Source organism: Bifidobacterium saguinibicoloris (genome assembly GCF_019331725.1).
GTDB classification, from domain to species: Bacteria; Actinomycetota; Actinomycetes; order Actinomycetales; family Bifidobacteriaceae; genus Bifidobacterium; species Bifidobacterium saguinibicoloris.
The window spans coordinates 1-13,202 of sequence record NZ_JAHBBF010000006.1 but is presented as its reverse complement, the minus strand read 5'-3'; the positions used below and the strand labels follow the sequence as shown (position 1 = coordinate 13,202).

The 13,202-nt window shown below is 65.8% G+C and carries 9 protein-coding genes, 5 tRNA genes and 1 pseudogene; 12 read left to right on the top strand and 3 right to left on the bottom strand.

The genetic code is table 11. The features are described from left to right. Positions 1–25: 25 nt before the first annotated feature. A complete protein-coding gene (locus KIH78_RS05305; protein WP_219131561.1) occupies positions 26–886 on the bottom strand; it encodes a PAC2 family protein in 861 nt (286 codons plus the stop codon). Between the two features lie 166 nt (positions 887–1,052). Between KIH78_RS05305 and KIH78_RS05300 the strand changes: the two genes are divergently transcribed. From KIH78_RS05300 to KIH78_RS05270, 7 genes and pseudogenes are all read left to right on the top strand, one after another. Continuing rightward, positions 1,053–1,125, top strand: a tRNA-Gly gene (locus tag KIH78_RS05300). A gap of 28 nt (positions 1,126–1,153) precedes the next feature. Then, positions 1,154–1,224, top strand: a tRNA-Cys gene (locus KIH78_RS05295). Positions 1,225–1,262: 38 nt separating this feature from the next. Beyond that, positions 1,263–1,334, top strand: a tRNA-Val gene (locus KIH78_RS05290). Positions 1,335–1,380: 46 nt separating this feature from the next. Further along, a tRNA-Val gene (locus tag KIH78_RS05285) sits at positions 1,381–1,453 on the top strand. A gap of 33 nt (positions 1,454–1,486) precedes the next feature. Then, a tRNA-Gly gene (locus tag KIH78_RS05280) sits at positions 1,487–1,562 on the top strand. 249 nt (positions 1,563–1,811) lie between these two features. Further along, entirely contained in the window at positions 1,812–2,435 is a 624-nt protein-coding gene (locus KIH78_RS10600) for a M23 family metallopeptidase (RefSeq protein WP_236034434.1), read from the top strand. A gap of 60 nt (positions 2,436–2,495) precedes the next feature. Continuing rightward, positions 2,496–4,306: pseudogene (locus KIH78_RS05270) on the top strand (AMP-dependent synthetase/ligase). A gap of 93 nt (positions 4,307–4,399) precedes the next feature. On the opposite strand, the gene KIH78_RS05265 reads toward KIH78_RS05270, so the two are convergent. Further along, a complete protein-coding gene (locus KIH78_RS05265) occupies positions 4,400–6,442 on the bottom strand; it encodes an AMP-dependent synthetase/ligase (protein ID WP_219131560.1) in 2,043 nt (680 codons plus the stop codon). 234 nt (positions 6,443–6,676) lie between these two features. On the opposite strand from KIH78_RS05265, the gene KIH78_RS05260 reads away from it, so the two are divergent. From KIH78_RS05260 to KIH78_RS05250, 3 genes are read left to right on the top strand one after another with little or no spacing between them, the layout of a single operon-like run. Beyond that, entirely contained in the window at positions 6,677–7,834 is a 1,158-nt protein-coding gene (locus KIH78_RS05260) for an NAD(P) transhydrogenase subunit alpha (RefSeq protein ID WP_219131559.1), read from the top strand. An 18-nt stretch (positions 7,835–7,852) separates the two neighbouring features. Then, entirely contained in the window at positions 7,853–8,152 is a 300-nt protein-coding gene (locus tag KIH78_RS05255) for an NAD(P) transhydrogenase subunit alpha part 2 (protein ID WP_101622745.1), read from the top strand. Continuing rightward, a complete protein-coding gene (locus KIH78_RS05250) occupies positions 8,153–9,577 on the top strand; it encodes an NAD(P)(+) transhydrogenase (Re/Si-specific) subunit beta (protein ID WP_219131558.1) in 1,425 nt (474 codons plus the stop codon). Positions 9,578–9,683: 106 nt separating this feature from the next. Here the strand turns inward: KIH78_RS05250 and KIH78_RS05245 are convergent, their stop codons facing one another. After that, positions 9,684–10,682, bottom strand: coding sequence for an alpha/beta hydrolase (locus KIH78_RS05245; protein WP_219131557.1), 999 nt, complete (start codon positions 10,680–10,682; stop codon positions 9,684–9,686). 248 nt (positions 10,683–10,930) lie between these two features. Here KIH78_RS05245 and KIH78_RS05240 point away from each other — a divergent pair, with 248 nt between their 5' ends. Both KIH78_RS05240 and KIH78_RS05235 read left to right on the top strand, forming a co-directional pair. Next, positions 10,931–11,560, top strand: coding sequence for a 50S ribosomal protein L25/general stress protein Ctc (locus KIH78_RS05240; RefSeq protein ID WP_219131556.1), 630 nt, complete (start codon positions 10,931–10,933; stop codon positions 11,558–11,560). Positions 11,561–11,765: 205 nt separating this feature from the next. Then, positions 11,766–12,893 carry a branched-chain amino acid aminotransferase gene (locus KIH78_RS05235; protein ID WP_214312376.1) on the top strand — a complete coding sequence of 376 codons (1,128 nt, stop codon included), beginning with the start codon at positions 11,766–11,768 and terminating at the stop codon, positions 12,891–12,893. Positions 12,894–13,202: the final 309 nt, after the last annotated feature.

Genomic DNA, 13,202 nt, shown 5'->3' with positions numbered 1-13,202 from the left:
CGCGTGATGGTCTCCCGCGGTATGGTCATAGGTTCTTCAGGAAGTCCTCCGTCTCCCTGACGAGCTGTTCGGCCCGGCCCGTGGCGTCCCCGACGTCGTGACGGGCCCTGTCGGCGGCATCCCGGTCACGTTCGAGATGCCGCACGTATTCGGCGAGCTGGTCGCTGCAGCGCGTGAGCATCGTGACCTTGGCCCTCCATGCGTCCGCTCGTTCGTTCAGGGAACCGGCGTCGAGAGAGGTCCCCATCTCCCGTTCGAGGGCGTGCAGCAGGGAGAGTGTGGCCTGCGGGCAATCGTCGGAGCCGGCATACTGGGGGATGGACACCCAGATGGAGGCGGTGTCGAACGATTGCTCACGGGCCATGTCGTCCAGCACGGTGGGGATGCCCACGGGGCCCGTGTATCCTTCCGTGTCCGATTCGCCGCAGGCGCAGGACCCGTCGGGACGGTCGGCCGCGTATCCGCCGTGCGTCACATCCACCGGGAGCGGACGCGTGTGCGGGCAGTCGGCGTACATCGAGCCGAGCGTGATGATGCGGTCCACGTCGAGTTCGTCGGCGATGCGCAGGCTCTGGCGGCAGTATTCGCGCCACCGGTAGTTGGGTTCGGGTGCGATCTGCGCGTAGACGACCCGGTCGGGGGAGAGCTCGATTTCGTAGAACGTCGTCTGCGGCCAGATGATGCGCGGCCGTCCGGTCACCCGGCACAGCATCGGACGCGACACCTGATAGTCGTAGTATCCGTCGCAGCTGATGTGCCGGATCTCCCGGGCGTCATACCGATCCACCAGATGACGGATCACATTCGTCGCCGACTGGCAGGCGTCGTTCCATCCGTCGAATGCCGCGATCAGGACGCGCCGTCCTTCGACTCGTTCCTCACTCATGCCTCCTACGATAATGTGCCGGTGCCGCGGTGCGGCGTCATTCCGCCGGTTTTTCGCCATGGGCGTGCGTCGTTCCGGGCGTGCGACACGCCGTGTTTGGCAAAACCGTGCGACGTCGTTATAGTAGTGCCTCGTGCTTCGGCGGCGATGACCGTCGAGACCGCGTGCGGACATAGCTTAGTTGGTAAAGCGCAACCTTGCCAAGGTTGAGACCGCGGGTCCGAGTCCCGTTGTCCGCTCTAAGGTCCGAAGAGTTGACGACCTTACGGTGGGTTAGCCAAGCGGTTAGGCAGCGGCCTGCAAAGCCGTATAGACGAGTTCGACTCTCGTACCCACCTCTCGGACGGCCGGTGATACGGCCGGAAGAGCATGACCCGGGCGGTTGGCGCAGAGGTAGCGCACTTCCCTGACACGGAAGGGGTCACAAGTTCGAATCTTGTATCGCCCACTCGGACCGATAGGGTCCGGTATCCGATAACTGAATATCATCGCAGGGGCGATTGGCGCAGCGGCTAGCGCACTTCGTTCACACCGAAGGGGTCGTAGGTTCGATTCCTACATCGCCCACTGGAATCCCGCTTCTCACGGCGGGAATCCTCTGCGGACATAGCTTAGTTGGTAAAGCGCAACCTTGCCAAGGTTGAGACCGCGGGTTCGAGTCCCGTTGTCCGCTCCATGTCACCCCGCCGATTGGCGGGGTTTTTGTTTTCCGGCGATCATCCTCCCGGCCTCTCGGCCATCGGTTGTCCGGCCGCACCCGATTGTGAAGATTCATCGGGGCTCTATCCACATTCCTCTGCGCGGCTGGACCCGGTTCATCGTCACTGGAATCGTGGAACCACGAGGAGCCTACCGGACGGGCAAGCGCTCCCCGCGCATCCGACGGCGCGACGCCGACGGATGGACCACGGACGAAGGAGTCGGCATGGACAGGGAATACGAACGGAGAAGACGGCGCAGACGCGCCGTCCGGCAACACGACGCGAGGAACAGGCGTTCACGAGACGACGTGCGCATGCGGCGTCGCCTCATCGTCATGATGACGGCGTCCGCGCTGCTGTCATCCACCGGCATCGCGCTGACGCGTGACGGCGTGGGGCCGGCCTTCGCCGGCGAACCAGAGGACGTGGACGGGTGCGTCGCGGCGATGACCTGGCCGTTGGACGAAGCGCGCGTCGCACGCGGATTCGACGGACCGGAACAACCTTGGATGGCCGGGCATCGGGGCGTCGACCTCGAGGCGGGAGCGGGGGAGCGGATCCTCGCGCCCGCCGACGGCGTCGTCTCCTTCGCCGGGGACGTCGCCGGCAAGCAGGTGGTGAGCATACGGCATGACGGCCTCGTCTCCAGCTTCGAGCCCGCCGTCACCGACCTCGGCGCCGGAGCGGCCGTCACGCGCGGAGCGCCCTTCGCGCAGGTGGCGGACCGTTCCGACCATTGCGACGGTGCGTGCCTGCACTGGGGCGTGCGTCGCGGAGGCGAGCGGTACATCGATCCGGAAGGCATGACGACCCCGCGGCGCATCGCGTTGAAGCCGTACGACCGATGACCGTCACGGGGACAAGGGACTACAATCGGTGGCGTCCACAGCATCAATAGGGGAACACGCATGATCAAGGAATATCTCAGGCCGCTGGAACAGCCGATCGACACCGACGGGAACCTGTTCTCGATTCTCGAGGACCGCGCCGCACGCAGGCGGACGATTCGCTCGTCGAGTACAAGGACCCGCGGACGGGCGCATGGGAGTCCTTCACCGCGGCCGGATTCAGGGACAAGGTCGTCGCGTTGGCCAAGGGGCTCATCGCCCGGGGCGTCATGCCCGGCGACGCGGTGTCCGTGATCTCCAGGACCCGCTGGGAATGGACGGCGCTCGACATGGCCATCATGTCCATCGGCGCGCTCACCGTGCCGGTGTATGAGACGAACTCGGCCACGCAGGTGAGCATGATCTTCAACGATTCGAAGGTGCGGATGGCGTTCGCGGAGAACGACATGCAGCGTGACAAGATCGAGTCCGTACGTGACGAATGCCCCGATCTCGGCGACGTGTACGTCATCGACTTCGGAGCGCTCGACACCATCGAGGAGTACGGCAGGACCGTCACCGACGCTGAATTCCGCGAGCGGGAACGTGCGGTGCACGGCACCGACCTCGCCACCATCGTGTACACGTCCGGTTCGACCGGCACGCCCAAGGGCGTCGAGCTGAGCCACGGCAACTTCCTGTTCATCACCTACTCCGGCGTCCGCTCCATGCCGGACATCGCGATGCCGGAACACGCCCGCCTGTGGCTGTTCCTGCCGCTCGCCCACGTGTTCGCCCGGTACATGCAGTTCTTCTGCTTCGCCGGCAACGTCACGCTGGGCCTGTCCGGCAACCTGAAGACGATCCTGTCCGACTTCGCCGCGTTCAAGCCGACGTTCATCCTCGCCGTGCCCCGCATCTTCGAGAAGATCTACAACGCCGCCTCGCAGAAGGCCGGCGCCGGATTGAAGGGGCGCATCTTCGCCGGCGCGACCGGCGTGGCCCGTGCGTGGAGCGCGGCGCAGCAGTCCGGGCCGATCCCGTTCTGGCTGAACCTCAAGCATGCGGTGTATTCCAGGCTCGTCTACCGGTCGATCATGCAGGTGTTCGGAGGCCACGTCGAATATGCGGTGTGCGGCGGCGCCCCGCTCGACAAGTCGATCGCGCATTTCTTCAACGGCATCGGCCTCCCGCTGCTCGAGGGCTACGGCATGACCGAGACCTGCGCCCCCGCCACCGTCAACCCCACGACCGGATACCGCATCGGCACCATCGGCCTGCCGATGCAGGGCACCGCGGTCGGCATCGCCGAGGACGGCGAACTGTGCATCAAGAGCCCGGCGGTATGCGTCGGCTACCACAACCATCCCGAGGTCACCAGGCAACAGATCGTCGACGGCTGGCTGCACACCGGCGATCTGGGATCGCTCGACGATGACGGCTTCGTGAGCGTGACCGGCCGCAAGAAGGACCTCATCATCACCGCCGGCGGCAAGAACGTCTCCCCGGGCGAACTGGAGGCGTCGGTGATGACCTCCCCGGTCGTCAACCAGTGCGTGGTCGTCGGCGACCGCAAGCCGTTCGTCGCCGCGATCGTCGCCCTCGACCTCGCCGAGACCAATACATGGCTCGAGGCGCAGGGCGCCGCGCCATGCGCGAGCCTCGCCGAGGCGGCCCGCAACCCCATCGTGTACGCGGAGGTGGAACGCGCCGTCAACAAGGCGGACGAACTGGTCTCCCGAGCCGAGTCGATCCGCAAATTCGAGATCGTGCCCGACGACTTCACCGAGGACAACGGACTCGTCACCGCATCGATGAAGGCCCGCCGCGAGGCCATCACCGAGCGCTACCGCGACCTCATCGACAACGTGATCTACGCCGGCAAGCGCTGAGACGGACCGGGACATCCGAAGATGCGACGAGGCCCGCGCCGATCGGCGCGGGCCTCGTCATGGTGCCGGTCCGATGCCGGTCACGTGGCGGCGTCACTGACGCGGCGCGGTCCTCTTCGTGTACATCTGCGTGGCGAGCAGCGTGGCGTAACGCTTGATGACCTTCGGACGGATGACCTTCATCGACGCGGTCATGAGCCCGTTCTCCTGCGTGAACTCCTCGGGCAGGATGATGAACTTGCGTACGGATTCGGCGCGGGAGACGCCCTCGTTGGCCTGATCGACCCACTTCTGCACTTCGGCGCGCACGGCGGCATTGGCCGCTGCCTCCTCCATCGGCATGTCCTCATCCAGTCCCTTCGCCGCGAGCCACGGGCGCAACGACTCCTCGTCCAATGTGATGAGGGCGGAGATGAACGGGCGCTTGTCACCGAGGACCAGCGCCTGCGAGACGATCTCGCAACGCTGGATGACCTCCTCGATGGGCCCGGGGGACACGTTCTTGCCGCCGGCTGTGATGATGAGGTCCTTCTTGCGGCCGGTGATGTACAGGAAGCCGTCGTTGTCGATGCGGCCCAGATCGCCGGTCGCATACCAGCCGTCCTCGGTGAAAGAGGTCTCGGTGGCCTCCTCGTTCTTATGGTAGCGGGGGAACACGGCGCGTCCCTTGACCTGGATTTCGCCGTCCTCCGCGATGCGCAGGGAGAATCCCGGGAACGCGATGCCGACCGAACCGGCATGGAACGGGACGCCCAGCACGTTGAACGCGCACGGGGCGGTCGTCTCGGTCAGGCCGTAGCCCTCATACACAGGCACGCCGGCGCCGCGGAAGAACGCCATGAGTTCCGGATCGAGCGGGGCGCCGCCGGCGACGATCCACTTGGCGCGGCCGCCCAGCACCTCGCGCAGCGACTTGTAGACCAGCGGATCGAACGCGGCTCGCTTCGTACGGGCCAGGGCCCCCGCGTGACCCTTCTCGGAGACTTCCTTCATATAGTTCTGCGCGGCGACGACGGCGGAGGCGAACACCATGCCCTTCGCTCCGTGTCCGGCCTTCTGCGAGGCGGCGTTGTACACCTTCTCCAGCACGCGGGGCACGACAATCATGATGGACGGCTTCGCGACCTGCAGGTCGGAGATCAGCGTCTTGATGCCGGTGGCGATGTAGATGTGGACGTCGGAGGCGACGACGATGTAGTTGATGGCGCGTGCGAACGAATGCGCCTGAGGCAGGAACAGCAGGATCGTGTTCCTCTTGTCGTGCAGCAGGCCCGGCATGTAGTCGGGCAGGTTCAACGCAGTCTGGCAGTAATGCTCGTGCGTCATCTCCACGCCCTTCGGCGCGGCGGTGGAACCGGACGTGTAGACGATCGAGCACAGGTCGGTCTTCTGCACCGAGTCGATGCGCTCGTCCAGCTCCTCGTCGGACACCGACTTGCCGTACGCCTTGATCTCGTCCAATCCGCCGGTCTCGAGGCACACGATGTGCTCCAGCGACGGGCACTCCTCGACGGCGCCATCGGCCTTGTCCCGCATGGCGGTATCCTGCACGATGAGCAGGCGGGCGTCGGAGTTGTTGACGATGTTGCGGATCTGCTCCGCGGAATCCGTGTCGTAGATCGTGGCGAGCACGCCTCCGCACGCCATGACGGCCGCGTCGGTCAGATCCCACTCGTAGGAGGTGCGGCACATGAACGCCACGCCGTCGCCCTTCTTCAGACCGTAGTGCAGCAGGCCTTTGGCGATCTCACGCACCTCCGCGAGGAACTCGTTCGCGGTCTTCGTCACCCACTCGCCGTTCTCCTTGTACGTGTACAGCGGATCGTCGCCCATGCGCGCGGCGCGGTCGGCGTAGATGTCGTAGATCGACGTGCCCATGTCCAGCGGGGGGTTGCCCTGCGTGGAGGTGGTCAGCAGGCCCGAGGCCGGGTCGATCTCCGTCACCGTGGGACGGTCGGGCCCCCAGACGTCGGTGTGAGGGAGTTCGATGGATTCCTCGCGGACGATGTCCTCTCCCGCGTAGTCGGGCTCGCTGCCCGAATCATCTCCGACCGGATGCACGAAGTCGGTGCCGAGATGCAACGCCTTCCGCGTGATGTTCGTGGTTTGCTGTTTCAGCGTGGAAAAAACGGACACGTGAAGCTCCTTGCCCAATCTCTGCAATGTCCTGTCTCAAAGGAGCAAGTCTAGTCGTCTTCGCGCGACACGTCACCTTACGGTGGCGTAGGCGTCATATGCGCCGCCGGCCTCGAATGCCGCGACCGTCGGCGTGGGACGGCCCAAAAGGCGGATGATTCGTCGTCCGGTGAGCACTTTCGGCTACACTGTTCGGCGTAATGACCTACACGGCCAATGTCAGAAAGGGCTCTCATGGCTGGAATCAAGGAAGCCACGGTGGCTTTCGGTGTGCTGGGCGAGACGTCGGATGTCGAATCCCGCGTCGCGTTGACCCCGGACATCGTCACCAGGCTCGGCAGGAGCGGCGTCTCCTGCCTCATCGAACGCGGCGCCGGCGCCGCGGCGCAATACACGGACGAGGACTACGAGAAGGCGGGGGCGACCGTCGCCACGCGCGACGAGGTGATCGCCAAGGCCGACGCGCTCGGTTTCGTCGACCGTCCGGACGCCTCCGTCATCGCCAAGCTGCGGAAGGGACAGTGGGTGATCGGCATGCTCGGCTCCTTCACGGACGCCGACTACGTCGCCTCGCTCGAAAAGGCGGGCGTCGTCGGCGTGGCGATGGAGAAGCTGCCCCGCCAGCTTTCCAGCGCGCAGTCGATGGACGAGATGACCTCGCAGAACTCCGTGATGGGCTACAAGGCCGCGATCCTCGCCGCCGACGCGTATGGCTCCTTCCTGCCGATGATGACCACCGCCGCCGGCACCATCCGTCCGGCGAAGGCCCTGGTGCTCGGCGCCGGCATCGCGGGGCTCCAGGCCATCGGCACGCTGCGCCGCCTCGGCGCGGTCGTCACCGCGTACGACGTGAGACCCGCCTCCAAGGGCGAGGTCGAGTCGCTCGGTGCGAAGTTCCTCGATCTGGGACTCGACTTCTCCAAGGGACAGGGCGAGGGCGGCTATGCGCGCGCCCTGACCCCCGAGGAGCAGGCCCAGCAGCAGGCCGCGGTCGACGCGAAGGCCGCCGGATTCGATATCGTCATCACCACCGCCAAGGTCCCCGGCAGGAAGCCGCCGGTCCTGCTCACCAAGGCCGGCGTCGAGGGCCTGCACCGCGGAGCCGTGATCGTCGACTGCGCCGCCTCCGATCTCGGCGGCAACGTCGAGGGGTCCGCGGTCGGCACGCACGTGACCGACGGCGGCGTCACCATCATCGGCGCGCCGTACCTCGCCTCCGGCGTCGCCACCACCGCGTCCAACCTGCTCGCCCGCAACGTGGCCGACGTGCTCGCCCACTTCGTGCGTGACGGGAGGCTCGCCCAGGACCTGGGCGAGGAGCTCGACTCCGCGCTCGTCGTGGCCGGCCGCGCCGAGGTCCCGGCCGAGGGCAAGTCCGAAGAGAAGAAGTAAAGGAAAGGGGACAAGGAAATGCCTACGCTCGTCGTTTCCATCACGCTGTTCGTGCTCGCCCTGCTCATCGGCATCGAGGTGATTGGCAAGGTGCCTGCCACCCTGCACACTCCGCTGATGTCCGGCGCGAACTCCATCCACGGCATCGTCATCGTCGGCGTCGTCATCGTCGCCGCCGAGGCCAACTCGCCGCTCGCCTACGTGTTCATCTTCCTGGCCGCGGTGCTCGGCACGATGAACGTCGTTGGCGGCTACGTCGTCACCGACCGCATGCTCGAGATGTTCAAGTCCAACAAGAAGAAGGGGGAGGAGAAGTAAATGGCCTCCGCAACCGTCGGAACCATCGACATCGTCGCCTGGTTCGTCTACCTGTTCTCCGCCGTCCTGTTCGTCGTGGGCCTGCACTTCATGAACTCGCCCAAGACCGCCCGCAAGGGCAACCAGATCTCCGCGTTCGGCATGGTCGTCGCCGTCCTCATGGCGTTCATCGTGCTGTTCGCCAAGGGATTCATCAACACGATCGCCGTGGCCGTGCTCGTCGTCGGCATCCTCATCGGCGCGGTCGCCGGCGTCGTGTCCGCCAAGAAGGTCAAGATGACGGACATGCCGCAGCTCGTCTCCGTGTTCAACACGGTCGGCGGCGGCGCGGCGGCGCTCGTGGCCCTGAACGACATCCTCACCAAGGAAGGCCTGCCGGACATCGTCGTGCTCATCACCGCCGGCCTCGGCATCCTCATCGGCTCCGTCACGTTCACCGGCTCGCTCATCGCCGCCGGCAAGCTGCAGGGCATCAAGTGGGTGAAGAAGCTCGCCCTGCCCGGCAAGGGCGTGTGGAACGTGCTGTTCGCCGTCCTGTCCATCGTCGCGCTCGTCATGCTGTGCGTCCAGCCCGAGCAGCGTCTGCTGTGGTCGATCCTCACGACCGTGTTCGCCCTGTGCTACGGCCTCGTGTTCGTCATCCCGATCGGCGGCGCCGACATGCCCGTCGTCATCTCCGTGTTGAACGCCTGCACCGGCACCGCCGTCGCCATGTCCGGCCTCGCCATCGACAACGTCGCCCTGATCGTGGCCGGCGCGCTGGTCGGCTCGGCCGGCGTGACCCTGTCCATCCTCATGGCCCAGGCCATGAACCGTCCGCTGCTGTCCGTCCTCGCCGGCGGCTTCGGCGGCGGTTCGGGTGCGTCCGCCGCGGGCGAAGGCCCTGAAGGCACGATGAAGGAGACCAGTCCGGACGACCTCGCCGTCCAGCTCGTCTACGCCGAGAAGGTCATCTTCGTGCCCGGCTTCGGCCTCGCCCAGGCGCAGGCCCAGCGCGAGCTCGCCGATCTGGGCGAGCTGCTCAAGGCCCACGGCGTCGAGGTCTCCTACGCCATCCACCCGGTCGCCGGCCGTATGCCCGGCCACATGAACGTGCTGCTGGCCGAGGCCAACGTGCCCTACGAGGAGCTCGTGGACCTCGACGAGATCAACCCGCAGTTCCCGCAGGCCAACGTGGCCCTGGTCGTCGGCGCGAACGACGTCACCAACCCGGCCGCCCGCCGACCCGGCACCCCGGTCTCCGGCATGCCGATCCTCGACGTCGACAAGGCGCAGAACGTGGTCGTCATGAAGCGCGGCCGCGGCATGGGCTACGCCGGCATCCAGAATGAGCTCTACTTCGAGGACAACACGCAGATGCTGTTCGGCGACGCGAAGAAGAGCTTGCAAGCCGTCATCAACGCCGTCAAGGAATTGCTGGCGTAAACGAGCCGTTCCGCGTCGGACGAGCAGTGGCCCCTCCATCGGAGGGGCCACTCGCGTATTCCCGGTCCAGCCGGCCGACGGGTCGGGCGGGGAGACCGACCTGGCCTCACAGATCGAACACGCGCGTGACGAACGCGGTGACGCGGCTCCAGTAGAGCTCCGGATCCGTGCTCGCGGCGAGGGCGTGGCCGGCGCCCGGCACCAGCAGCCGCTCACGGTCCGGACATGCGCAGGCGGCGATGTTGCGGTCGAGGAACGCTGGGTCGACGAACATGTCCGCACCGCCGTGGATGAACATCATCGGAATGATCGTGCGACGCAGCGAACGGACGCAGGACGCCTCGGCGAACCCGTATCCGGCGACGCGGCGTGAGATCGACGACATGAGGTCCACGACCGGCACTCCCATCCATCGGCGGGGCAGATGATACATGCCCTTCGCGTTGAACAGGAACTGATCCCGCACCGACGTGTACCCGCAATCCTCGATCGCGGCCTTCACATTGCGGGGCAGGGCCGCCTCGCCGGTCGTCATCATCACCGTGGCGGCACCCATCGAGACGCCGTGCAGCAGGATGCGGGCCTCGGGGTCGCTCGCCGTCACGAGGGAGAGCCATCCCAGCAGGTCGCGACGTTCCAGCCAACCCATGCCGATGTATCGTCCCTCGCTCAGCTCATGACCGCGCTGCGCCGGGACCAGCACGGTGAATCCCATCCGCGCGAACCGATGGGCGTATTTCGCCATGTCGGCGGGCTTGCCCGCATAGCCGTGCATGCAGACCGCGTACAGATGCGGCGCGGGGGAGGCGCAATCCGGATCGAACAGCCACCCGTGGAGGCGCAGCCCGTCCTCGCTGCGCAGCGCCACCGGTTGCTTCGCCTTGTCGAACCAGCGTGCGGCTTCGGCCTCCTCGGCGGCGTCGTGGTGCGGTGCGGCGAGATACGACGCCGAGGCGCCGGAGGACATCAGCCGTTCCATCCAACGCGACCAGTCGAGGTCCAGCGACAGGTGGAACATCAGTTCGGCCATCGCATATGTCCCCGCGGCGAGCAGTCCCGCGCCCGCGCCCGCCCCGATCAGCATGTTCCTGACGATTCGCTCCATTGCAGCTCGATTCCCTTGAAAACCATCGACGACACCAGTCTATCCGCCTCGTTGTCCCGCCGCCTCGTATACTTGGTTGCTGTTGCTTTGGCGAGGGAAGAAGCGGTTCCCCATGGGAATCCGCGCTTCCGTTATCGACTCGGCGTGAATCATCCCTCCTTGGGACGTTCTGCGGCGCGTCGTGGCGTCAAAAGACAGAACGACAAGTGACACAACCCACTTAACGAAACCAACCAAGGAGCATAACCATGGCTACCAAGATCGTCCTCAACGGCGATGTCCGCAACGAGTTCGGCAAGGGCGCCGCGCGCCGCATGCGCGTCGCCAAGCTCATCCCCGCCACCATCTACGCCGGTGGCGCCGAGCCGAAGTTCATCGCCCTGCCGATGAAGGAGACCACCCTTTCCCTGCGCCACACCAACGCCCTGTTCGAGCTGAACTTCGGTGACGAGAAGGCCATGGCCGTCGTCAAGGACGTCCAGAAGAACCCGGTCAAGCGCATCGTCGAGCACATCGACTTCTACGAGGTCAAGGCCGGCGAGAAGATCGACGTCGAGGTGCCGGTGTTTGTCGAGGGCACCCCGAAGGGCGCCGCCGTCGCGTTCGTCGACATCCAGGAGCTCAAGGTCCGCGCCGACGTCGCCAACCTGCCGGAGCGCATCGTCGTGAGCGTCGAGGGCCTGACCGACGGCACCAAGGTGTTCGCCAAGGATGTCGTCCTGCCCGAGGGCGTCGAGCTCGACGTCGAGGATCCGGAGGAGTCCGTCGTCACCGTCGAGGTGCCGGAGGATGCCACCGAGTCCACTGCCGCCACGGAGGCCGCCCCGGCCGCCGACGCCGCTGCCGCCCCGGCCGCGGACGCCCCGGCCGCCAAGTGATCCGAGCCGGAGCGAATCCGGCCGATGGCTTCCCTAGAAGACCCGCGACCCCGGCGGCCGCGGGTCTTTTCATAATGTGAACCATGTCATATTCCGACGTCGGGGATGTGACAAAGTATCCCACAGCACCGCATGCCACGAGCGTGCGGCTGACCCTTCGCAATGAACGCCGTCCCATGGGCGGCCGAATGATAAAGAAGTGAACATGACTGAGAACACGCATCACGATCCGGCGGCGCTCGACAAGCTTGTCGAGCCCTTCACCGTACTGCCGAACGACAACCCCGCATCCGACGCCAAGCGCGCCGAGCTCATCGACAAGCCGGCGTTCGGACAGGTCTTCTCCGACAACATGACCCACATGACCTGGACCAAGGGCGAGGGCTGGGGCGACCGTCGCGTCGAACCGTACGCGCCGCTGAAGATGGATCCGGGCGCCTCCGTGCTGCATTACGCGCAGGAGTGCTTCGAGGGCCTCAAGGCCTACCGTCACGCCGACGGCTCCACCTGGCTGTTCCGTCCGGATGCGAACGCCGAGCGTTTCCAGAACTCCGCCAAGCGTCTGTACCTGCCCGAGCTGCCGGTCGACGATTTCATCGGCTCCGTCGCCGCCCTCGTCCGCCGTGATGTGAACTGGGTCCCGTCCCGCCGCGAGTACACGCTGTACATGCGTCCGTTCATGTTCGCCTCCGAGCCGTTCCTCGGCGTGCGTGCCCCGCACGAGGTCGACTACTGCGTGATCGCCTCCCCGTCCGGCCCGTACTTCCCGGGCGGCGTCAAGCCCGTGAGCATCTGGGTCGAGGACAAGTGGTTCCGCACCGGCCCCGGCGGTACCGGCTTCGCCAAGTGCGGCGGCAACTACGCCGCCTCCCTGCTCGGCGAGTACACCGGCATCGAGAACGGGTGCCAGCAGGTCTGCTTCGTCGACGCGGCCACCAAGACCTACCTTGAGGAGCTCGGCGGCATGAACATGATGGTCGTCCACAAGGACGGCCACGTGGAGACCCCGTCCCTCACCGGCAACATCCTGCCGGGCGTGACCCGTCGCTCCCTCATCCAGCTGCTGCAGGACGAGGGCCGCGACGTGGTCGAGACCATGATCGCCATCGACCAGTTGCTCGAGGACATCAAGTCCGGCGAGGTCACCGAGGTGTTCGCCTGCGGCACCGCCGCCATCATCACCCCGATCGGCCGCTTCAAGTCCGAGAAGTTCGATGTGACCGTCGCCGACGGCGGCTCCGGCGAGCTGACCGTGGCCCTGCGCAACAAGCTGCTCGGCATCCAGCTCGGCGAGATCGAGGATCCGCACAACTGGATGTGGAAGGTCTGCTGAGACCGTTCGAACATCCATTCGACTGAAGGCCCCTCATCCCTTACGAGAGTAAGGGTGAGGGGCCTTGCTTTTCGGCTCGGACCATTCGAACAAAAGTGACTCTTCGTATTTGGCGTGTATGGCCGGTAAAACACAGTACTGTGGCTATGGTACCTGAGGGGGTGGTGACGTTTTGTTGGACGTCGTTGTCTGTATGGTCGTTCAGCACGTTATCGCAGGTGTTCAGGCGACGAGCCCGAGCTCGACGCGTTTGTCCATGATGCTCATGCCGTATTCGGTCTTGATGCGCTTGTCCCTGTACCAGACCAT

Excerpts from the sequence above, each read along its gene's own strand:
- KIH78_RS05245 (WP_219131557.1), bottom strand. The coding sequence starts at position 10,682 with ATGGAGCGAATCGTCAGGAACATGCTGATCGGGGCGGGCGCGGGCGCG.
- KIH78_RS05260 (WP_219131559.1), top strand. The coding sequence starts at position 6,677 with ATGGCTGGAATCAAGGAAGCCACGGTGGCTTTCGGTGTGCTGGGCGAG.
- KIH78_RS10600 (WP_236034434.1), top strand. The coding sequence starts at position 1,812 with ATGGACAGGGAATACGAACGGAGAAGACGGCGCAGACGCGCCGTCCGG.
- KIH78_RS05235 (WP_214312376.1), top strand. The coding sequence starts at position 11,766 with ATGACTGAGAACACGCATCACGATCCGGCGGCGCTCGACAAGCTTGTC.
- KIH78_RS05240 (WP_219131556.1), top strand. The coding sequence starts at position 10,931 with ATGGCTACCAAGATCGTCCTCAACGGCGATGTCCGCAACGAGTTCGGC.
- KIH78_RS05250 (WP_219131558.1), top strand. The coding sequence starts at position 8,153 with ATGGCCTCCGCAACCGTCGGAACCATCGACATCGTCGCCTGGTTCGTC.
- KIH78_RS05305 (WP_219131561.1), bottom strand. The coding sequence starts at position 886 with ATGAGTGAGGAACGAGTCGAAGGACGGCGCGTCCTGATCGCGGCATTC.
- KIH78_RS05255 (WP_101622745.1), top strand. The coding sequence starts at position 7,853 with ATGCCTACGCTCGTCGTTTCCATCACGCTGTTCGTGCTCGCCCTGCTC.